Annotated in this window: 25 protein-coding genes; 13 read left to right on the top strand and 12 right to left on the bottom strand. The window is 34.5% G+C overall.

Annotated elements, in window-relative coordinates:
- The first annotated feature begins 61 nt into the window (after positions 1 to 61).
- Entirely contained in the window at positions 62 to 2758 is a 2697-nt protein-coding gene (alaS, locus tag IJL02_RS08405; protein ID WP_292814850.1) for an alanine--tRNA ligase, read from the top strand.
- Between the two features lie 37 nt (positions 2759 to 2795).
- On the opposite strand, the gene IJL02_RS08400 is transcribed toward alaS, so the two are convergent.
- Together IJL02_RS08400 and IJL02_RS08395 are read right to left on the bottom strand one after the other, a co-directional pair.
- Positions 2796 to 3461 (bottom strand): hypothetical protein, encoded by a 666-nt coding sequence (locus IJL02_RS08400; RefSeq protein WP_292814847.1) that lies wholly within the window; start codon positions 3459 to 3461, stop codon positions 2796 to 2798.
- Positions 3461 to 3997: a hypothetical protein gene (locus IJL02_RS08395; protein WP_292814844.1), complete on the bottom strand. Its 537-nt coding sequence runs from the start codon at positions 3995 to 3997 to the stop codon at positions 3461 to 3463. The genes IJL02_RS08400 and IJL02_RS08395 overlap by 1 nt, the downstream gene beginning before the upstream one ends.
- A gap of 363 nt (positions 3998 to 4360) precedes the next feature.
- Here IJL02_RS08395 and thiI point away from each other — a divergent pair, with 363 nt between their 5' ends.
- The 3 genes from thiI to fbp all read left to right on the top strand — a co-directional run bounded on the left by thiI (position 4361) and on the right by fbp (position 8044).
- On the top strand, positions 4361 to 5515 hold the full coding sequence (gene thiI / locus IJL02_RS08390) for a tRNA uracil 4-sulfurtransferase ThiI (RefSeq protein WP_292814841.1): 1155 nt from the start codon (positions 4361 to 4363) through the stop codon (positions 5513 to 5515).
- A 406-nt stretch (positions 5516 to 5921) separates the two neighbouring features.
- Complete coding sequence (locus IJL02_RS08385; protein ID WP_292814836.1) at positions 5922 to 6521, top strand: DUF3800 domain-containing protein; 600 nt, start codon at positions 5922 to 5924, stop codon at positions 6519 to 6521.
- Positions 6522 to 6949: 428 nt separating this feature from the next.
- A complete protein-coding gene (gene fbp / locus IJL02_RS08380; protein WP_292814834.1) occupies positions 6950 to 8044 on the top strand; it encodes a fructose-1,6-bisphosphate aldolase/phosphatase in 1095 nt (364 codons plus the stop codon).
- Positions 8045 to 8093: 49 nt separating this feature from the next.
- Here the strand turns inward: fbp and IJL02_RS08375 are convergent, their stop codons facing one another.
- Complete coding sequence (locus IJL02_RS08375) at positions 8094 to 8333, bottom strand: DUF3781 domain-containing protein (protein ID WP_292814831.1); 240 nt, start codon at positions 8331 to 8333, stop codon at positions 8094 to 8096.
- 73 nt (positions 8334 to 8406) lie between these two features.
- On the opposite strand from IJL02_RS08375, the gene IJL02_RS08370 reads away from it, so the two are divergent.
- The 4 genes from IJL02_RS08370 to rhuM all read left to right on the top strand — a co-directional run bounded on the left by IJL02_RS08370 (position 8407) and on the right by rhuM (position 11482).
- Positions 8407 to 9516 carry an ABC transporter permease gene (locus IJL02_RS08370; protein ID WP_292814828.1) on the top strand — a complete coding sequence of 370 codons (1110 nt, stop codon included), beginning with the start codon at positions 8407 to 8409 and terminating at the stop codon, positions 9514 to 9516.
- Between the two features lie 9 nt (positions 9517 to 9525).
- Positions 9526 to 10224, top strand: coding sequence for an ABC transporter ATP-binding protein (locus IJL02_RS08365; RefSeq protein ID WP_292814824.1), 699 nt, complete (start codon positions 9526 to 9528; stop codon positions 10222 to 10224).
- A 243-nt stretch (positions 10225 to 10467) separates the two neighbouring features.
- On the top strand, positions 10468 to 10962 hold the full coding sequence (locus tag IJL02_RS08360; protein ID WP_292814820.1) for a virulence RhuM family protein: 495 nt from the start codon (positions 10468 to 10470) through the stop codon (positions 10960 to 10962).
- Positions 10904 to 11482, top strand: coding sequence for a RhuM family protein (gene rhuM, locus IJL02_RS08355; protein ID WP_292814814.1), 579 nt, complete (start codon positions 10904 to 10906; stop codon positions 11480 to 11482). Before IJL02_RS08360 ends, rhuM begins: the two co-directional genes overlap by 59 nt.
- On the opposite strand, the gene IJL02_RS08350 is transcribed toward rhuM, so the two are convergent.
- Together IJL02_RS08350 and pgsA are read right to left on the bottom strand one after the other, a co-directional pair.
- Positions 11479 to 11721, bottom strand: coding sequence for a DUF357 domain-containing protein (locus IJL02_RS08350; protein WP_292814812.1), 243 nt, complete (start codon positions 11719 to 11721; stop codon positions 11479 to 11481). The genes rhuM and IJL02_RS08350 overlap by 4 nt on opposite strands.
- The gene (gene pgsA / locus IJL02_RS08345) at positions 11718 to 12284 is read right to left on the bottom strand and encodes an archaetidylinositol phosphate synthase (RefSeq protein WP_292814810.1); all 567 of its coding nucleotides are present in this window, start codon (positions 12282 to 12284) and stop codon (positions 11718 to 11720) included. Before pgsA ends, IJL02_RS08350 begins: the two co-directional genes overlap by 4 nt.
- Positions 12285 to 12320: 36 nt before the next feature.
- Here pgsA and IJL02_RS08340 point away from each other — a divergent pair, with 36 nt between their 5' ends.
- The 5 genes from IJL02_RS08340 to IJL02_RS08320 all read left to right on the top strand — a co-directional run bounded on the left by IJL02_RS08340 (position 12321) and on the right by IJL02_RS08320 (position 16009).
- Entirely contained in the window at positions 12321 to 12902 is a 582-nt protein-coding gene (locus IJL02_RS08340; RefSeq protein ID WP_292814808.1) for an L-threonylcarbamoyladenylate synthase, read from the top strand.
- 62 nt (positions 12903 to 12964) lie between these two features.
- Positions 12965 to 13669, top strand: a complete 705-nt coding sequence (gene radB, locus IJL02_RS08335; protein WP_292814805.1) for a DNA repair and recombination protein RadB — start codon at positions 12965 to 12967, stop codon at positions 13667 to 13669.
- A gap of 54 nt (positions 13670 to 13723) precedes the next feature.
- Positions 13724 to 14896: a pyridoxal phosphate-dependent aminotransferase gene (locus IJL02_RS08330; RefSeq protein WP_292814803.1), complete on the top strand. Its 1173-nt coding sequence runs from the start codon at positions 13724 to 13726 to the stop codon at positions 14894 to 14896.
- Positions 14893 to 15639, top strand: coding sequence for a ferredoxin (locus IJL02_RS08325; protein ID WP_292814801.1), 747 nt, complete (start codon positions 14893 to 14895; stop codon positions 15637 to 15639). Before IJL02_RS08330 ends, IJL02_RS08325 begins: the two co-directional genes overlap by 4 nt.
- Positions 15632 to 16009, top strand: coding sequence for a putative zinc-binding protein (locus IJL02_RS08320; protein WP_292814799.1), 378 nt, complete (start codon positions 15632 to 15634; stop codon positions 16007 to 16009). Before IJL02_RS08325 ends, IJL02_RS08320 begins: the two co-directional genes overlap by 8 nt.
- A gap of 1 nt (position 16010) precedes the next feature.
- Here the strand turns inward: IJL02_RS08320 and IJL02_RS08315 are convergent, their stop codons facing one another.
- From IJL02_RS08315 to IJL02_RS08285, 7 genes are all read right to left on the bottom strand, one after another.
- Positions 16011 to 16568, bottom strand: coding sequence for a FeGP cofactor biosynthesis protein HcgF family protein (locus IJL02_RS08315; RefSeq protein ID WP_292814797.1), 558 nt, complete (start codon positions 16566 to 16568; stop codon positions 16011 to 16013).
- Positions 16561 to 17214 carry a hypothetical protein gene (locus tag IJL02_RS08310; protein ID WP_292814795.1) on the bottom strand — a complete coding sequence of 218 codons (654 nt, stop codon included), beginning with the start codon at positions 17212 to 17214 and terminating at the stop codon, positions 16561 to 16563. The genes IJL02_RS08315 and IJL02_RS08310 overlap by 8 nt, the downstream gene beginning before the upstream one ends.
- A 4-nt stretch (positions 17215 to 17218) precedes the next feature.
- Positions 17219 to 17920 (bottom strand): Nif3-like dinuclear metal center hexameric protein, encoded by a 702-nt coding sequence (locus IJL02_RS08305; protein WP_292814793.1) that lies wholly within the window; start codon positions 17918 to 17920, stop codon positions 17219 to 17221.
- Positions 17921 to 18706, bottom strand: a complete 786-nt coding sequence (locus IJL02_RS08300; RefSeq protein WP_292814789.1) for an SAM-dependent methyltransferase HcgC family protein — start codon at positions 18704 to 18706, stop codon at positions 17921 to 17923.
- Positions 18707 to 18709: 3 nt separating this feature from the next.
- Positions 18710 to 19192, bottom strand: coding sequence for a DUF3236 domain-containing protein (locus IJL02_RS08295; RefSeq protein WP_292814786.1), 483 nt, complete (start codon positions 19190 to 19192; stop codon positions 18710 to 18712).
- A 24-nt stretch (positions 19193 to 19216) separates the two neighbouring features.
- A complete protein-coding gene (gene hmdB, locus IJL02_RS08290) occupies positions 19217 to 20215 on the bottom strand; it encodes a 5,10-methenyltetrahydromethanopterin hydrogenase cofactor biosynthesis protein HmdB (protein ID WP_292814783.1) in 999 nt (332 codons plus the stop codon).
- Positions 20216 to 20331: 116 nt separating this feature from the next.
- A partial coding sequence (locus IJL02_RS08285) for a 5,10-methenyltetrahydromethanopterin hydrogenase family protein (RefSeq protein WP_292814780.1) occupies positions 20332 to 20584 on the bottom strand: 253 nt, incomplete at its 5' end.

Genomic DNA, 20584 nt, shown 5'->3' with positions numbered 1-20584 from the left:
AAAATTTATTTATTTAACAAAAAACATAATATCTACTAATAAACAATTTAGATTGATTATTATGGTAGAAATTTTTGACGAACTCGGTTATAAAAAACAGACTTGCAAAACTTGCGGTCAGGAGTTCTACTCACAGGTCGACAGAGACACCTGTGGGGACGCTCCGTGTGACGAGTATGAATTCATCAACAATCCTGCAACTGAAAATTCATACAACTTATATGAAATCCAGCAAGTTTTTAGAGAATTTTTAGAAAGCGAAGGACACACTCATGTCCACAGATATCCCGTTCTGGCTAAAAGATGGAGGGATGACGTATTCCTTGTAGGTGCATCCATCTTCTGTTTCCAGCCTTGGATTACTTCAGGCCTTGTAAAGCCGCCGGCAAACCCTATCGAGATGGCCCAGCCATCCATAAGACTCAACGACGTTGACAATGTCGGAAGAACCGGAAGACACATGACCTGCTTTACTATGGGAACACACACCGTAATCAACAAGGAGGACGATTTCATCTACTGGGAGGATGAAACCATCAGGCTTTGCCATGAATTCTTTGCACACATAGGAATCAACACAGAAGAGATCACCTTCATCAAGTCCTGGTGGGCAGGCGGAGGTAACGAAGGTCCGTGTTATGAAGTGTGCTGCAGAGGAGTGGAGCTTGCGACACTGGTGTTCATCCAGTATGAAACTATGGAAGACGGCACCAAAAAGGAGATTCCAATCAAAGTCGTCGATACCGGTTACGGCCTTGAAAGAATCGCATGGATTTCCCAGGGAACTCCGACAGCGTATGATGCATGTTTCGCACCGGTCGTGGACAAATTAAAAGAGCTCACAGGAGTCGAAATCAACGAGGATATTCAGGGAAGAAACGCTCAGATTGCCGGAATGATGGACATTGAGGACATCGGGGATTTAAAAGAGCTCAGAGCCCAGGTGGCAGAATCATTAAATCTTTCTTTAGAGGACTACTTAAAAGCCGCAGAACCGATGGAAGCTATTTATATCATTGCAGACCACACAAGGTGTCTTGCGTTCATGCTTGCAGACGGTATCATTCCATCCAATGTAAAGGAAGGTTATCTTGCAAGGTTAGTTTTAAGAAGAACCATCAGATTCATGAAAGAATTAAACATGAAGGAATCCCTTGCTGATGTAATGGCGATTCAATTGGACTTCCTCTCAAAATTCTATCCTGAAATTCGTGATAGCGAAGAGCATATCATGAATATCATCACTTTAGAAGAGCAAAGATATGCCGCAACAGTTAAAAAAGGTAAAAGCATTGTCAAAAGATCTATTAAACGACTTAAAAAAGAAGGTAAAAACGAAATGCCTCTTGACATGTTAATAGACTTGTATGATGCTCATGGAATACCTCCGGAAACCGTTGTTGAAATGGCAGGTGACGATTTTACAGTCAATGTTCCGGATAACTTCTTTACCCAAGTTGCAGGAGCTCACGAAAAGGATACAACAAACAAAAAAGATACATTCAAAGTTGATTTGCCTGAAACTGACTTGTTATTCTATAAAGATTTCTACCAAAAAGAGTTTGAAGCCGAAGTTTTGGGAATTGTTGAAAAGGATGGTGACAAATGTCTTATCTTTGATAAAACTACATTCTATCCTGAAGGAGGTGGCCAACCTTCAGATATAGGTAGCGTTTCCATTGGCGGAAACACATTTAAAATAACTCATGCTGAGAAAATTAACAATGTAGTATTGCATCATGTAGATGGAGACATCTCAGAGGATGTGGTCGGTAAAAATGTCGTTGGCGAAATTGATTGGGACAGAAGAATAACTCTTGCACGTCACCACACAGGAACTCACCTTGTTATTGCGGCTGCAAGAAAAGTACTTGGCCAGCACATTTGGCAGGCAGGATCACAAAACGGTCTTACAAGAGCACGTATTGACTTATCCCACTACAAACGCATCACACAAGATGAACTTAACGAAATCGAAAAGTTAGCAAACGAATATGTGATGGACAACATTGATTTGGATATCCAGTTCCACACCCGTGATGAAGCGCAGGAATTGTATGGATTTGTACTTTATCAGGGAGGTATTGTTCCGGGTAAAATGATTCGTGTAGTTAAAATCCCTGGCGTTGACGTTCAGGCCTGTGCAGGTACACACGTACTTAGAACAGGTGTGGTCGGACCTATCAAAATAAATAAAACCGAAAGGGTTCAGGACGGGGTTGAAAGAATTGACTTTTCAGCAGGTCTTGCAGCAATTGATTCAATGCAGCATGACGGCGAGATATTGCGTGAAAGTTCCGCAATTTTTAAAGTTGAAAATAATCAGCTGCCAAAAACATGTGAAAGATTCTTTACTGAATGGAAAGCGCAGAAAAATGAAATTGACAGATTGAAAGGGGAAATCGCATCCCTAAAAATGAACTCCTTAGCTGATGAGTTTGAAGAAATCAACGGTTTGAAAGTTGTTTCCCAGTTAATTGAAGCAGACTTTAAAGAGCTTCAGAAAATGGCAACAGACTTTACAGATAACGGTAAGGCAGATGTTGTAGTAATGGGAAACAATGATGGTAAAATCGTTGGAGCAGCATCTCAAACAGCAATTGATGATGGAATTAAAATCAATGAAATCATCAAAACTGCAGCAGGTGTTTTAGGTGGTGGCGGTGGTGGCCGTCTTACTTTAGCACAGGGTGCAGGTAAAAATGCAGATAAAATGGATGAAGCTATTCAAACTGCAGTTGATTTAATTAAAGGATAATTATCCTTTAAATATTGATTGGATTTTAATCATGTTTTTAATTGCATGATTTAAATTCCATGATTTTTAAAAAGGAAAGTTCATGTCCATTCAATGCTTCAAAAATCTTCCCATCTGCTGAAACAAAAATCAATTCTTCATGTTTGATTCCACAATCATGAGCATCTAAAATTATTTTATAATCCGGAGAATGGACTCCCCACGAATTCAGTTTCAATGCGAAGTTTAAATAGTTTAAATAATTGTCCCTGCCACAATCATGGAGTTTCATTATTCCATTTAAATTTTTATCCCTTTTGAAGTATATTCTGTTAAAATTTCTGTTAAATTTTACAAAGTTATTATAAATGTTTTCACAATTCGCATGTGCGAATTCATTATCCTTCCAAAAATTTTCAAGTATTTTTAGTTTTTTAAATTCATCCAACGGCACATGTTTCGTTTTGTTAATTATGAAATTTTCAAATTCTAAATAGTAATCGAAATTTTTCTCGTTATTTTCTAAAATAGATTCAATCGTATCTAAAAAATGCCTAATGCTCTTTGAAATATCATTAAAAGTATTTAAATATTCTTCTTCAACAAAATTTGACCAAAAAACCGAATTTGAATGTTTTTCAATGAATCTGCTTGCATTCTCATGATGTTTGTCATGAATGATGGTGTATCCGATAGGCATATTTGTATCAAGAAAATATTTCATTAAATCACTCTCAGACTTTTAGCATATTCATACATGTTATTTTCATCAAAATCAGTATCCGGTTGATATATATTCCAATAAAACTCACGAATATAATTAAAATGTATTTTTTCAAATTCTCTTTGAGTTTTTTGAAAGTCATAATTTTCATATGATTTGTTATAGAATTGCAAATTGGTTTTAAATAGTCTTATAAAAAATTTAAGTAATTCTATTGCAAAACAGCAATGGCCAAAAGAGGAGTTTAATGAGTTTTCATAAACAATATAGTTTATTAAGTGGGATACTGAAAGGAAATATCTTAATTCTTCACATAGTTTCAATTCCTTTAATTTTATTGAAATGTTTTTAAATTTCTCTTTTAAATCATGATAAAAATCAAGATTGGGTTTTTGTTTGGAAACCGCTTTTTGATTTGTGTTTATCTTGACAAATGATTTAAGTTTCATCCATCCCTCTTCTATCATTTCTTTAAGTTTTAGAAGCATTTCTTCATCATATTCAATGGTAATGTTTTTGTTCATAAGGTTATGCATATTACATCTCCTAAAAATTAATTTGAAAAATGAAATTTTAGTTGTGTATTACTTTAAATCTCATAATATATAAATATTTTCGAAAATAAGCTTTAAAATAATTTATTATGATGAATGGGGCACTATTTAAACTTTAATAATAAATTGCAGTCATTTAGTAAAATTGTTATCACATTGTAAAATTGTTGCAACAGAAATATTGTATGTAAAAGTTTTGTTTTTGTAGTTCATGTTAAAATCATGTCATTGAAAAGTTTTATTAATATTAAATTTTAAAATTATATTTGCTGTTATATTTTAAAAAACTAGTGTAGAAGGGATTGCTATTTTTTCAGCGTGCACTTAATTGGAAGAGATGTTTAAATGAATTATGATTTGATTATTGCAAGATATGGTGAAATTGGACTTAAAAGTCCAAAAATAAGGTCACGTTTTGAAAGAAAGCTAGTTAAAAATATTAAAGCTACTTTTGAATGCGATGTTGATAGAAACCAGGGTAGAATTTATATTCGTCCTCTTGATTTTGATGAAGGAATTGAAAAGCTTAATAGGGTATTTGGTGTGGTTTCATATTCTCCGGCAACCTCAACAAAAACAACCTATGAGGACATTGATAAAACCTTAGGCGAATATGTTGAAGAGCTGATGGCTGAAGACATATTGGATGAGAATACGAAATTTGCCATTAAGTGCCGTCGTGTGGGAACACATGACTTTACCTCTCAGGAAATGGCAGCACACTGTGGTGGGGTTGTCAGAAATAAGGTTCTAGCTCCTGTTGACCTGACAAATCCTGATTTGACAATTTTTGTAGAAATTCGCGATGATGACACATTCATTTTCCATGAAAAGATTAAAGGTCCTGGCGGATTGCCATTGGGAACCCAAGGAAAAGTCATAGTTTTGCTTTCAAGTGGAATAGACTCTCCTGTAGCTGCATATCTGATGATGAAAAGAGGTTGCGAGGTTGTTGCTCTTCACTGTAACAATGATCCGTTTTCAGGTCCGAAAGTCACTGAAAACTTTAATGCGTTAGTAAATCAGCTTAATATTTATGCGAAAGGCACACCAATCAAGAAGCGTGTCATCGATTATGGGGAATATCTTACAGTTGCCAAAAATAAGGCTCCTGAAAAGATGACCTGTGTTTTATGTAAATCTGGAATGTATAAGATAGCCGAAAAATTGGCTATTAAACTAGGTGCCGATGCAATTGTTGACGGAAGCAGCGTGGGCCAGGTGGCTTCACAGACTCTATCCAATATATTGGCTACAAGATATGGGGTTGAAATGCCAATACTTTCTCCATTAATTGGCCTTGATAAAGAGGAAATCACTGAAATTGCCAAAAAAATCGGAACCTTTGAAATATCCAAAATCGATGATGGCGGATGCAGTGCAGTTCCAAGATATCCTGAAACCCGTGCTGATTTGGATAGGGTTAAAAAAGCCTGTGAAGATATGAACCAGGATGAAGAAGTTGAAATGGCTTTTGAAAATATTAGAAAATTAGATTAAAAAAAATTTAGTAGAAGAGATGATTCTTCTACTTTACTTTTACATTTGTTTTTATTGTGGCTTTGGCGAAAGTCACTTTGACCTTGTAGGTTTTGCCTTTTTTTTTAAAGTATGATATATTCAAGATAACTATTCAGTGATGCCATTAAAACATTCTGGAAGCATACAGATGTATTTGGCAAAATCAACAGGCAGGTGTCATATTGGTGTTGAATAAGGGGTATTTGGTAAGTTTAGGTTAATGGCACAGGCAGCATATGATGCATTAAATAGATATGATAATGATACAATTTATTGTTAAAAGTTTATAAATGTGATTTATTTAAATTTAACGAAGTTAGAGCAATATTGGGTCAAACTGGCCATCGAGAAAAATTTTTAAATAATCAAATCAAAATTAGATAGTATGGATTACATTTATATTGATGAGTCGGGAGAACTAGCAAAACAGACAGATTATTTTGTTTTTGGAGCTATAATAACTAATGCTCCTAAAGAAATAGATAATCTAATTAAAAAAACAAGAAAGAACTATAAGAAACAATTAGGTAATATTTCTGAAATTAAAGGATACACAACAGATGATTATATCTTAAAAAAGATATTAAAGAAACTCAACAATACAGATTGCAGGGTAGTAGGTATTATTTTAGATAAGAAAAATATCTACAAAGTACGTCATAGTTATGATTACAATATTTTGTATGATACATTGGCTTCTAAATTAGCGCAAGAAATCAGTATAAATAATTCCACATCTATCATCGTTGATAAATGTAAAAATAAAAAAGAAGAAATCAATAACTTTAATAAACAGTTTACATCTAATTTGAATAATTCCAAAAATCATTCTGTCGACATTAAACATGCCAATTCAATTCATTACAGCGGTTTGCAAATGGCTGATATAATGGCATGGTCCATTTTTCAAAGTGTGGAACGAGACAATAGCGAATTCATCGATTTAATTCAAAACAAAACTATAAAAAGAGTGTATGAAGAATGAAGAACCTACAGCCACCTAATTGACCATAATGAATTATGGAAAGTCGTCACCTGCGGCGACAAGGACATGTAGGCTGAACCTCTAAAAGGTTTTTACCTTCCAATCTTTCACTAAATGTTTATGTGTCTGTAAGTATTTAAACATTTCCAAGTTATATAAACTTCAGCTAATGAAGAAAAATGCATGCTGTTTCCATTATCAAATTCATTGTCTGCTTCATGACAAGTATGTAATATAATATTTTCCAGTTTTTTGCCTTAAAAATTGAAAGTTGGTATAATCATAATACTATAAAATAATGGGGGGGGCATGAAAAGTATCCTTTTTTTAAGTATTATGATATTTAAGACAACAATAATTAAATAGTATACAAACTAAAAATAATAAATGTCTAGTAAATATTAATTTACTATTTTGAGGTTATTAAAATGAAAACTACTGTTAGTGTAATTAAAGCTGATATTGGAAGTGTGTCCGGACACTGTGTCGCACACCCTGAATTAATGGATATCTGTGATGAAGTTTTAAACGAAGCTTTAGAAACCGGTATCTTAAAAGATTACTATATCTCCCGTTGTGGAGACGACATAGACTTAATCATGACCCACGATAAAGGGGAAGAAAACGAAGAAGTACACAAAACCGCATACGATGCATTCATGAAAGCTACTGAAAGAGCACGTGAATTAAAATTATACGGTGCAGGTCAAGACTTATTGTCTGATACTTTCTCTGGAAACATCAAAGGTATGGGTCCTGGTGTAGCAGAAATGGAATTTGAAGAAAGACCATCTGATCCTGTTTTAGTGTTCTGCTGTGACAAAACCGAACCTGGTGCATTCAACTTACCAGTATTCAGAATGTTTGCAGATCCATTCAACACTGCAGGTCTTGTTATCGATCCATCCTTACACGACGGATTCAAATTTGAAGTATTCGATGTAATCGAACACAAAAAAGTTATCTTAAACTGTCCTGAAGAAATGTACGACTTGCTTGCATTAATCGGTTCCACCGGAAGATACGTAATTAAAAGAGTATGGAAGAAAAACGGTGAAATCGCAGCTGCAATAAGTACTGAAAGATTAAACTTAATGGCTGGCGAATACGTTGGTAAAGACGACCCAGCATGTATTGTAAGAGCACAATCCGGTTTCCCTGCAAACGGTGAATGTGTAGATCCATTTGCATTCCCACACATGGTAAGTGGATGGATGAGAGGATCCCACAACGGTCCAATGATGCCTGTTTCAGAAGCAGAAGCAAATCCAATCAGATTTGACGGACCACCTAGAGTAATCGGTTTAGGATTCCAAGTAGCTAACGGTGAATTAATCGGTCCTGTAGACTTATTCGATGATCCTGCATTTGACCCAACCCGTGAACAAGCTGCTAAAATTGCATCTTACATCAGAAGACACGGTCCATTCGAACCTCACAGGTTACCTTCCGAAGAAATGGAATACACTTCACTTCCGGGTGTAATGAAAAAATTAGAATCCAGATTCGAGGATATGGATTAGATTTAAAAGAGATTTTTTATCTCTTCTTTTTTTTACTTTTTTTTTAAAATTATTTTTTGTGGGCAGTTATTATTGTAAAACTGCTTGAATTGATTGTTATTATGCAGTCATCGACATTCACATAGTAATTTTTACCTTCTTTTGTAACGGTTGAATTTTCCTGTTTTAATTTGGAAATACAATAATTTACAGGTTCAACATCAATTTCCAGGTTCTTTTGAATTCTTCCAATTCCCATTTCAGTCGTATGTATCTTATCAATATTTTCAATCAAAGTCTGCTTATGCATTTCAACACCTGTTTTCTGCATCTTGGTAGATGGTGTAATTAGTTATTTATATATTACAATACTATTTAGTATTATGTCATTTTTAAAATTTATTCTTAAAAATCCATTCAGGAGAAAGAACAGTGCAATTCTGGCGATTGTAGGAATTGCAATTGGAATTATAGTGATAGTTGCTCTTGGTGGAATCACAGATGGGTTAGTTAATACCTTTGAAGATACAATTCATGCGGGAGGTGCTGATTTTTCAATTTCCGGTAAGGAAACCGGGGATTCAGCTTATGGGACTAACACCATCGATGCAAACTGGACTGAAAAAATTGCAAATGTTTCAGGAGTTGAAGAGGCATATCCTATTTACGTCGTGCTGACTTCGGTCGGTGATGATTATATGAATACTCTGATAGGTATTGATCCTGAAGGAACCACTTTGGCAGATATTTCAATGAAAGAGGGAAGAATATTCAAAGATAATACTTCAGAAGCAATTATTGGTGAGATATATGCTGAAGACAATGATTATAAAGTAGGAGATGACGTCAAGATAGACGGTGAGGAATTTGAAATCGTTGGAATTTATGAAACCGGTGACCAGAACATGGCTGGTGGAGTATTTACATCAATTTCCAAGGTTGGAGATCTGATGGATGATGAGGATTCAATATCAAACATCTACGTTAAAGTCAAGAAAGGCGAAGACCCTCAGGCTGTTGCAGATAAGATTGATGAGCTTTACGGTGATGATATTGCAACAATAACATCAGTAATGGAAATGCAGCAGATGGGAGACATGCTGAACATGCTTCAGGCATCCACATGGGCAATATCCCTTCTTGCCATTGTTGTTGGGGGTCTTGGTATCATCAATACAATGCTGATGTCTGTGTTTGAGAGAACCCGTGAAATCGGAGTTTTAAAGGCTGTCGGATGGTCAAATAAGAAAATTTTAACCATGATTGTTGGTGAATCATTAGTGATTACTATTGTCTCAGCCATTATAGGTTCTGTAATTGGATTTGCAGCATGCACACTTTTAGGTCCACAAATTGGAATTGAGCCGCTGTTCACTCCTAAGATATTTATTCAGGCATTTTCAATAGCTATTGTAGTTGGAATCATTGGAGGTCTTTATCCTGCAATCAAAGCAATGAAATTGCCTCCGACAGAAGCATTGAGGTATGAGTGAGGTGAGAAGATGAATGCTGTAGAAATAAAAGATTTATATAAAAGCTATGAGGACGGTAAAATCAAGGCTTTAAATGGAGTCAACCTCACAATTGCTGATGGTGAATTTGTATCAATTATCGGGCCGTCAGGATCTGGTAAATCAACACTGCTGAATATGCTTGGTGCACTTGATGTTCCGGATTCAGGTTCAATTAATGTTGCAGGTCATGATTTAAGAACTTCTAAAAAGTTAAATGAGTTTAGAGGTGAAAAAATTGGATTCATCTTCCAGCTGCACAATCTGATTCCAAACATTTCCGTTCGTGAAAACATTGAAATTCCGATGTATACTCAAAAGATGTCTTCAGGAGAGATGAAAGATAAGGCTTTGAAACTGCTTGGTGATGTCGGACTTGAGGACAAGGCAGATATCCTTCCGAACAAATTATCCGGTGGTGAACGTCAGAGAGTTGCAATCGCCAGAGCACTTGCCAATGAACCATCAATAATATTGGCAGATGAACCAACAGGATCACTAGATTCAAAGACAAGTAGCAAAATCCTTAAGCTCCTAATTGATTTGCACAAAGATAAAAATGTAACATTAATAATTGTAACTCATGATATGGATGTAGCTAAACTTGCAGACAGAGTTATTGAAGTTTTGGACGGTGAGATAATATCTGCTGGTGATGAATCTTTGATAAACAGTAAAATTGATGTATAATTTCAATTTTACTTTTACTTTTTTTTAATATTTCATATTCTGCATTCATGTTTTTTTTACTGCGGGTGTCGAGCAAAATACCTCTTTTTTAATATGTTGCTCTCAGTTTATAAAATTGCTCTAGCTTCATAATATTGCTTTAACTACTTGATATTGCTTTTATTTCAAACAAAAAACTTATTTATTTTGTATTATTATATAATAATAAAGATAATTCTTCTAAATTAGAAATAAAGTGATATTATGGGTGAAGAAATAAAACTACAAAAAACTTTGTTGTATGTGGGCGATGAAGGTGAAGTCTCACTGGATGTCATTGTCGATTCTGAAAGGGAAACATTTTGGGCAACTCAAAAAACAATGGCTGAAGTGTTTGGTGTTACAAAACAAAATGTCTCTTATCATCTAAAAGATATTTTCAAAACTGGTGAACTTGATGAAAATTCAGTTGTCAAAAAAATTTTGACAACTGCATCAGATGGTAAAAAATACCGAACTAGTTTCTACAATCTTGACGCAATTATCTCTGTAGGTTATAGAGTTAACTCTAAAAATGCAACACACTTCAGAATTTGGGCCACTCAGCAATTAAAAGAATTAATCATTAAAGGTTTTGTTTTGGACGATGAATTGTTAAAAAACGGTTCAAGATTTGGAATTGATTATTTCAACCAATTGCTTGAACGAGTTCGTGATATCAGATCATCCGAGAGAAGATTCAATCAAAAAAATAACTGATATCTATGCAACCAGTTTTGATTATAATAAGGATGCTCAGGTAACTCGTGAGTTCTTTGCAACAGTACAAAATAAGTTAATTTTTGCAGTTAGCGGCAAAACTGCTGCTGAAATTATTGCAGATAGAAGTGATAGTGAAAAAATCAACATGGGATTAACTAATTGGAGTAATCCGAACGGAAAAATCATATTAAGTGATGTTGTCATATCAAAAAATTATCTAAATGAAAAGGAATTAAAACGTTTGAATTCCTTGGTTGATGGTTTTTTAACTCTTGCAGAGTCAAGAGCACTAAATGAAATCCCAATGTCTATGAATGATTGGAAAAGGGTTTTAGATGATTATATCAATTTAAATTTATTGCCAATTTTGGAGGGCAAAGGTAAAATTTCATCCAGCGATGCCCAAAAGATTGCAAAGGAAGAATATGACAAATTCAAAGTCATTCAGGATAGGGATTATCAATCTGATTTCGATAAGTTAATCCTCGAAATAAAAAGAGTTGAGGGAGCCAATTAGATTATTCCATGAATCATCCTTAAAGCATCTAAAAGTCCATGGCTGTATTCGATACATCCGAATGCAGTCCTCATATCCCCTTTTTCAAGGTAATATTTTGAATCGTTCCAGTAATCAACGGCCCTGTCATATACCTCTTTTTCCTTTCCTTCAAAGGTAATGTCAGCTACCTGATTCAGGTTTCTTTCAAGTTTTGCAATGTCTTTTGCTATTTTTTCGGGACTTTCAAGTTCACTCATTTCAATTGCCTCCAAACGTGTAATATTCTTTGAGCCACGGTAAAGTATGACAGTACAACTAGGATGTAAATTATATATGTAAAGTAAATGTCTCCGGCGAAATATCCGATTAATGCTCCAATCATCAGGATAATCATCCGAACAGCCCTTTCAGCTATTCCAATACTGCAATCCGCACCCTGTGATTCGGCTCTTGCTCTAACATAACTGACGCAAATTGCAGAGTGAATCGCCAGAATGCCGACAAACCAGTCGCAGTATCCTCCAAATATTATTCCGATATAGATTATCGCATCGGCAAAGCGGTCCATTGTTGAGTCAAGAAACGCTCCGAATTTGGATGATCTTTCATGGTATCTTGCAACTGCTCCGTCTACAACGTCCAGAAATCCTGACATCAATATTGCGGCAGTTCCCAAAATCAGCATATGGTTTGCAAACCCGTAAGCTGCAAGAACAGCGACAAAAGGAGATATTACAGTTACAATGTTCGGATTAATATTCAAATGCTTTGCAAGAGGATTCAGTATTTTTGTTAAAAGTGGTCTTAAACTTTGAAGCATAATTTATATTAGATATCTTATCTAATATAAACTTAAATGAAAGTGCTGAAAACAAGAACTGATGAAATTGATGAAAAGATAATTGCTGAAGCCATTGATGTATTGGCTAGCGGAGGTGTTGTTTTATATCCTACTGATACGGTTTATGGGTTAGGCGCCAATATATTTGACGGTAAAGCTGTTAAAAGAGTTTTTGAGATAAAAAATAGAAGTCTGCTGAAACCATTGTCAATTCTGGTTTCAGACATCGAAGCTATCGGTCTGGTTGCAAAACTGTCACTTTCACAAAAGCAAATAATTAAAAGCCATCTTCCGGGTCCTTACACGTTCATTTTAGACAAAAGGAAAATAGTTCCCAGGGCTGTAACAAGCGGGTCTCGCTATGTTGGGGTAAGAGTTCCCGACAATCGGATTGCATGCAGATTGGCCAGTATTTTTCCAATAACAACAACCAGCGCAAATCTTTCAGATGAAGAGGTTTTATCCACTCCCGAAGAAATCTTAAATCAGCTGGACTGTGATGTGGATTTGGTTATTGATGTTGGTGAGCTGAATTCAAATCATCCATCAAAAATAATTGACCTTACGGCCAGAAATCCTAGAATTGTCAGAAAATAATTCCATTGGAAATTTGATTTCCGCCATTAACTTATATATTTTATAAAAATCAATATTGTATCATGAAAGTATTAGCTAATTTTGAGGATAATCATAAAATTCCATCCAACTCTTCACTGGATGCTCTTTTGGGTGGAGGTTTTGAAAAAGGTGTGATAACTCAAATATTCGGACCGCCTAGTTCCGGTAAAAGTAACATCACTTTGGCTTTAGCCGTTAATGTAGCTAAAAACAATAGAAAAGTAATCTACATTGACACCGAAGGCGGAATATCAATTGACAGAATCAAGCAGATTTCAGGGCCTGATTTCTCAAGTGTAGCTAATAACATAATTGTTTTTGAACCGACTAATTTTTTAGAGCAGAACGATAATCTAAAGGCGATAGAAGTATGGCTTAGAAAAAACCACAGTGACGTGGATTTGATTGTTCTGGATTCTGCTGTTGCACTCTATCGTGTTGATGATATGAAATCATCAAAATTAAACAAGGAACTCGGTAAGCAGATGGGAATCCTATCAAAAATTGCCCGCAGATATGATGTGGCGGTCGTTTTAACAAATCAGATTTACAATGCCTTTGACGATGAAGGAAACAATGACATAAGGGCTGTAGGCGGAACAATCCTGCAGTACTGGAGCAAGGTTATAATTCAGCTTGAACGTGGTGATGAAGTAAACAAGCGAGTTGCCACATTAATACGTCACAGAAGTATTCCCGAAGGAAAGCAGGCAATGTTTTCCATTACTTCAAGGGGAATAATTTAGGTTACTTTTATTAATTATTAAAAATATATATTTACTTTGGAATTGTGTGATATTATGAGGGATAAGGATTTTGATATTAAAAACCCTAAAAAGAAGTTTCAAAAAACTGAAAGGGTGCCTCCGGAAGGCTATGAATGTGCAAATGACTTTTTTGAAGACATGTATATGGATGAAGATATGATCTGGATGGGTCAAAATACAAATCATTTACATGACGATACCATAGCAGATGCCATGGTTGATGCAATCAGGCAAAAGACATATTGCAAATATCCTGCCCCTGAAGGATTTTCAGAGCTAAAACAGTTGATTTTGGATGATTTGGGCTTTAAAGATTTGGAAGTCCTGTTAACATCTGGTGCAACTGAATCCCTATACTTATGTATGCAGGCACTTTTAGAGCCTGAAGATAATGTAATCTTATCTGATCCTGGATACTTCATCATCGGAGACTTTGCAAACCGTTTCGCCGGTGAAGTAAGGTACGTTCCAATATATTTTGAAGAAAATAACTATAAGCTGACTCCAAAACTATTAAAAGAAAACATGGATGAAAATACTCGTATGGTTATTTTAATTGATCCTTTAAATCCGCTCGGTTCCTCATACACTGAAGAAGAGCTGAAAGAATTTGCAGAAATTGCAAAAGAAAATGATTTATACTTATTGCATGATATTACCTACAAGGATTTCGCACGTGAACATTTCCTGGCGGAAAACTATGCTCCTGGCCAAACATTAACAATTTACAGTTTTTCAAAGATTTTCGGAATGGCAGGTTTAAGAATAGGTGGTGTAATTTCATCAAAACCTATAATTGATGCCATCAAAAATGCTGTTGTTAATGACCTGGGTGTAAATATCATCTCCCAATATGGTGCAATTGCAGGTTTGAAATCAAAGCTTGAATGGTTTGAGGATATGAGAGAAACATGCTTTGAAAACCAAAGGTTAATCAGCGAAATGATTGAGCCGATTGAAGGCGTGTTTTTGCCGGTTTATCCGTCTGATGCAAACATGATGGTTATTGACTTGTCCGGTGCCGGAATCAATCCGAAGGAAATGTCAAATTATCTGATTGAGAAAAAACTGTTTACAAGGGAAGGGGAATACACTTCTGAAGACTTTGGAGACAGATACTTGCGTATAAGTTTCTCCATTCCAACAGAAGAAATTAAAGTATTCTGTGAAGAATTCCCAAAAGCTGTTGAAGCTTTAAGAAAATGATTGAAGTGAATTTTGAGGGGTTTAGCTACCATAAACCTCTTCCTGATTTTTATAAAGTGCAAAATCCCAAAAACCCTAAAAGAGAAATCTCAGATGATTTGTTGAGCGAACTTTCAGTGTTGTCTGAAAAATATGGTTTTGTCGGCATAAGCTATTCCAAATTGTCCGATGATTTTAAAAGTGAATTTGATACTGACATCGATAATGTGCTGATTTTTAAGTTTTTAATGGGTGAGGACATACTGAACGAGCCCCAGTCCCGTGAAAAGGGCAAGATGTTGGATAGGGAATTTCAGGGATATGGTGTGCACGTGTATGAATTTGCCGATTTTTTAAGACAAAACGGATTTCAGGCAGATTTGATACATCCGTTGGACGACAGTTTGAGTCTGAGGTCAATTGCAATGCAGTCTAATGATTGTGTAATTACAAGAAACAATATGTGTTTTTTTAGGGAAGGTCCTCACAACGGATTTTTCATGATTCATACATCAATTGAGAATTTGCCATTTAAAAAGGAAAATGACATGCTGTGGGTTAAGGATTTCTGCAGAACATGTGGAGTCTGCATTGAGAGATGTCCTGAAAACGCTTTTGACGAGGATGAAAAAGTTTTAAGGAAAGTCTGCACAGCCCACAGGCAGGGATGCAATGAATGTTTATTGAAATGCCCATTTTACAAAAGGGGTTATGATAAAGTTAAAAAAAGATACGAAAGAATGAAGAGGCGAGAAAATGTCTGATAAAATTGCTTTAGTTTCATGTAGTGGATTAAGTCCATTGGGTTTAGTTGTAAGAGCTGCTAGTGTAGAGTTAGCTCTGGAAAATGAAAATATTGTTGCTGCATGCATTACAGAATATTCTGCCCAGCCTAACAACTGTTCACCTATTTTGGATGATGCAAAAATAGTTACAATTACAGGTTGTGGGGATGATTGTGCTTCTGTAATCTTAAATGAAAAGGATATAAGACCAATTAAGAATATTTCCGCAGATGCTGTTGTCAAAACTTATGATTTGAATCCGCTTGATGCCGTAAGACTGGATGATGACGGTGAAAAGGCAGTTGAAGTATTGAAAAAATATATTCTAAATGAACTTGAAGATTTATAGTTCATTTTTTCTTAATTTCAATATTTTCCAAAGACTCTATTTTATCAATTTGATTGTTTAGAACTAGCAAGGTCAGTTCTAATGCTTTTTTTATTCCATTTTCTGATCTCTGGAATAGAATTTCACTATTGTTTTGGCATAAATCAGCATAGACATCAGTTGTAGTTGTTATTTCATATTCTTCAGTTATAATGGTTATTCCGCCACGACCAACGCCTGCTGTTGTTCCAATGGCAATATCGCAATCACTTAAATTTTTTACAGCTTGAGCCATGATTTTACTTACAGCCTTATCTCCTTTTTCATCATAAACTTTAATGCCTTTAATTAATTTATCCGGTTTGGGAGGATTTTTAACATTTAATATCTTTTCAACGGCTTCAATTGTAGGGATAAATAAACTACAGGTCACACTAACATCACTAAAGTCAAAATTACCATAATCTTTAGGATTAATATATTCGCATCCGAATTTTCCATCATAACTTTGAGCCAGTGCATGGAGTTCTCTTCCAATTTTACCCTGGGTAAAACATTCTGCCGTTGCGATTTTAATCATATGTATCTCTCAATAATTTCAATGCATTCATTGTGATAATTTTTGCAACTTCATCTAAGGTATATGGTGTTACCGGCTCATTATCTCTAATTAGCTTATGTGTGGTTAAAATTAAATGGTTTTCTGTTATTCCTTCTTTTCTCAGCTCTTCAATAGCGGGATTGGAATCATCATATTGGGCAATATCTTTAATTTCGATATTCTCATTTCCAAATCCGAATATTCCTGCGGTTCCAATAGTTTTTGCACCTCTTTCGTGTGCATGTTTAATTATTTTTGCGGCTGTAGGTATTGTATTTCCTCCAGCAATAACGATAATTACTACATCACCTTCCATTAAATCAATATTTTCATCTGTAATGTATTTCGGATAACTTATAATGTTTCTGAAATCTTCTTCATGTGTGCAAAGTTGTTTTATAAAATCTGGCTTGGGTTGGCCTATTTCAGCACCGAGTAGTGTAAAGATTACGTCCCCACCACTAATTGTTTGGCCATCAAAAGCACCGATTGTTTTTGGCCCTCCTCTATGGACCTGCATTAAATTTATTGCAATTCTTAAACCCAATCTTCCGCATCCAATTAAATCAATTCTGCCGCGAGGCACTTGTTTGTCTTCCATTTTCTGAATTTCATCATTTGTCATATTATCACTTGATTTCTAATTTTTCAATTGGTTTTCTATCGATAACTTCAATGTTTATGTTAAGTTCTTTTAAAAGGTTCGCAAGAGCATATAATCCTGGAACTTCGCTTTCATGGTGATTTAAATCAATTAGGGTTATTCCTAAATTCTTTGCAAGCATTGCAGTTTCTTGTGTCAGATCTCCTGAAATTAAAATGTCTAGATTTTTATGTTTGGCGTAAATAATGTATTCGGGATTTCTAAGTCCAAAACCGGAAATTACTCCAACATTTTTTATTAATTTTTCATCATCGGGATTATTTACAATCCGAGCATGTGTAAAATTATCTAAAATATTCTTTTTTAATTCAATAAACTTCTTATCAGCCTTACAAATTCGCCCTATATGGGTGTTGCTATCAAAACAGTCCATTACTTCCAAATTTAGTGTTTTGGCTAGAGCATCATTAGCACCACCCTCAATTATGTCCCAATTTGAATGTATTATGTAAGTTGGTGTTTTTGGGGTAAATAATGGAGGGTGGTGTGTAATAATTAAGGTATTTTCACAATTATCATCTTTAAGTAACAAATCCATGTAAATTTTAATTGAAGTTATCTCTTCTGTTAAATCATATTCTGTTTTAAATCCTATTTCATCGGATTTCAAAGCCAATGATTTTGGTATTCTTTCATCTATGAATTCAATTATTTCTTTAAGTTTCATTTAAATCATTTTTGAGGTAATCTTATTTAATTCAGTCTCAATTAATTTATCCAAATCAAAGGGGTTGATTGTTGAAGTTTTAATAGCATTTACATTTATCAATTCAACAAATTTTTTAATATTTTTTTCTTTGAAAATGATTTCTTCAAAAAACCCCATTTCACAGGCACTATAAAGTGTGCCTTCTTTTTCAAGGCATTTATTTATTAGGTTTGTTAAAATGCCAATAGTTAATGTCATAGTTCCGGATGTTTTTGTATTTATTCCGTTAGTTTTTATAATTGCTTTATTTTTTGCAGTTGTTACATTTAATCTTTCATAAATATTATTTTTTTCTTTTAAAAGTTCATCATTATCTTCGGCTATCGGATCTTCTATTATAAATGCATCAACATCAAATTTGGATGACTGTTCAATGTTTATTCCACCAAAACCTGTTGTATCAATAATGATGTCTCCAGAATAGATTAAATCTAAATCACATGAAAAATTAACTTTATTTTTAATTTGTCCGCCTAAATCAGTGTTTAATAGTTCTTCTAAATGGGGATAAATATCAATCAATAAAATGTTTGTGTATTTTTCACTTAATTTTTTAACAATCCCAACACCTGTAAAATAGGTTCCAATAACCACTATTGGAGTATTTGTATCAATATTTAAACTTTCAATATAGTCAAAAACAGTATTTGACTTTTTTAAAATGATATTATTGAATATATCAATTAATTTTGTTTTGGATTTAATTGTAAATACTTCAGAAGTTATTCCTGTATCGATGTTCATCATTTAACCTTCTATTTTTTTAAAACCAATTTTTTCAAGAGCTTCACAAGCTTCACTATAAACTGCTTCTTCAATTGTTTTCTTATGAATGATGTGTGATGGGGAAGTTCCTGCTGTTAGTATTCTTCCTTTATTGTCAATAAAAATAAGTAATGAACCAGATCCGGGGATTCCTAAACGACCTCTGGCTATTATCAAATCCGCATCACTTTGATCAAGAGCCATATATGCCTTTGCAAGGGCGGGAATTCTGCTGGTATCTGCAGTATTTGTGTTAATTTGAAGTATGTTAGCTTCAGGTAGGTCATATTCATTTAAAACTTCATTCAAAACTTCAACTTTGATTCCGTTTTTATTTGGTACATATATCTTTTTAGCATTTTTTATATAATCTTGAATTTCTGTGATTTCTTCAAGAGTATCTCCGAATCTGCAATTGTTTCTAGATTCTTCAAATGCATTTTTTATCATTTTCTCAAATGCCATATTATCATATCTTAAAAAATGAGATTAAATAGTTTGAGGTATCAGATCTAATTTTTCAATAACATTAACAACTTCTGTATAATTACCGTATTCTGGAGAACCTACTCCTTTAACCTCATGAGGGTAATTGTCTGCTATTACTGTTGCTAAGTTATTTGCGCCGGCTTTAAGTGAAAATTCCACATTTTCAGGACCGACTGTTGGTGTAGGCATTGTAATTGTAATTTCAGGATACATTATTCTTGTTATGGCAACCATTTTCAATTGTTCTTTTAGCGGAAATGCAGGATGATTTTCCATTGGTGTGCCTTCATAAGGATTAAAACCCATTATTGGAATTTCTTCCAATGTTTCAAAATTAGATAAGTAACGTAAATGTTTTATTCTATCCTCTTTACTTTCACCAAGGCCCAAAAGCAATCCTGAAGATAGGCCAACACCTGCTTCACTTACTCTTTTACAGGTCAGTATTCTTTGATCCAATGAGTCTCCAGGTTTTCTTTGATAGAATATTTCTTCATTTATTGTTTCTAGATTGCAGCAGATTGTATCGGCACCCAGTTCGGCCAACTCTTGAACTGATTTTTCGGTTAAATCTCCACCAACATTTACAAGAATTTCTAAATTGGATTGACCTTTTACAATTCTGCATGCATTTACTGCCTGTTTTCCTTTGTAACCATATCCTCCAGAACAGCTTACACGGGGAATATGTGCTTTTTGAATGGATTTTACTGCAGTCAATATTTCCTCATTGGATTTATAAAATGCATTATAATATCCTTTTTCTGAGGTTTCTTCTGCAAACCCGCAATATTCGCATCTAGGTTGAATTTGGCATTTATTTGTAAGGTGTACTGTTGATGTTAACTTGATTACTTTTGATTGATTATCTCTTATGTCGCAGGCTATCTTGAATAATTTTTCCAAGTGTTCATCATCCTCGATGTTTAACAATTCTAAAAATTCTTCATCGCTTAATTCTTGTCCTTGTTTTGCTTTATTTAAGATTTCATCAATCAATTTTACACCAACTTATATAATAATCAATTTAAATTTAACTTATTTTTTAATGGCTATTTTGCATAATAATTAAAAAATAAGTTAATAAATTGTTGGAGTTGCTCCAACATTTTAACTTATTCTTCTTTACCTAAGTAATCTAGCATGGTAGGTACGAGCTCTGATAGTGATCCGAAGTTCATTGAGTCTGCTGTACCTAATAATGCAGCTGGGTTAAGGGCATCATCTATTTTGTCGATTCCTTCGTCTTGCATTAATTGGGTTACGTTAGATAGTGCTTCGAATGCCATGCTTTGTGCGAATCCTGCAGGTGCGCCTAGGATTTGGGTTACTGTGTCTCTGTATGCTAAGATACCTGCGTAGGTAATT

The organism is Methanobrevibacter sp. (genome assembly GCF_017427765.1).
Lineage (GTDB): Archaea > Methanobacteriota > Methanobacteria > Methanobacteriales > Methanobacteriaceae > Methanocatella.
This window is presented reverse-complemented; position numbering and strand designations above follow the sequence as displayed.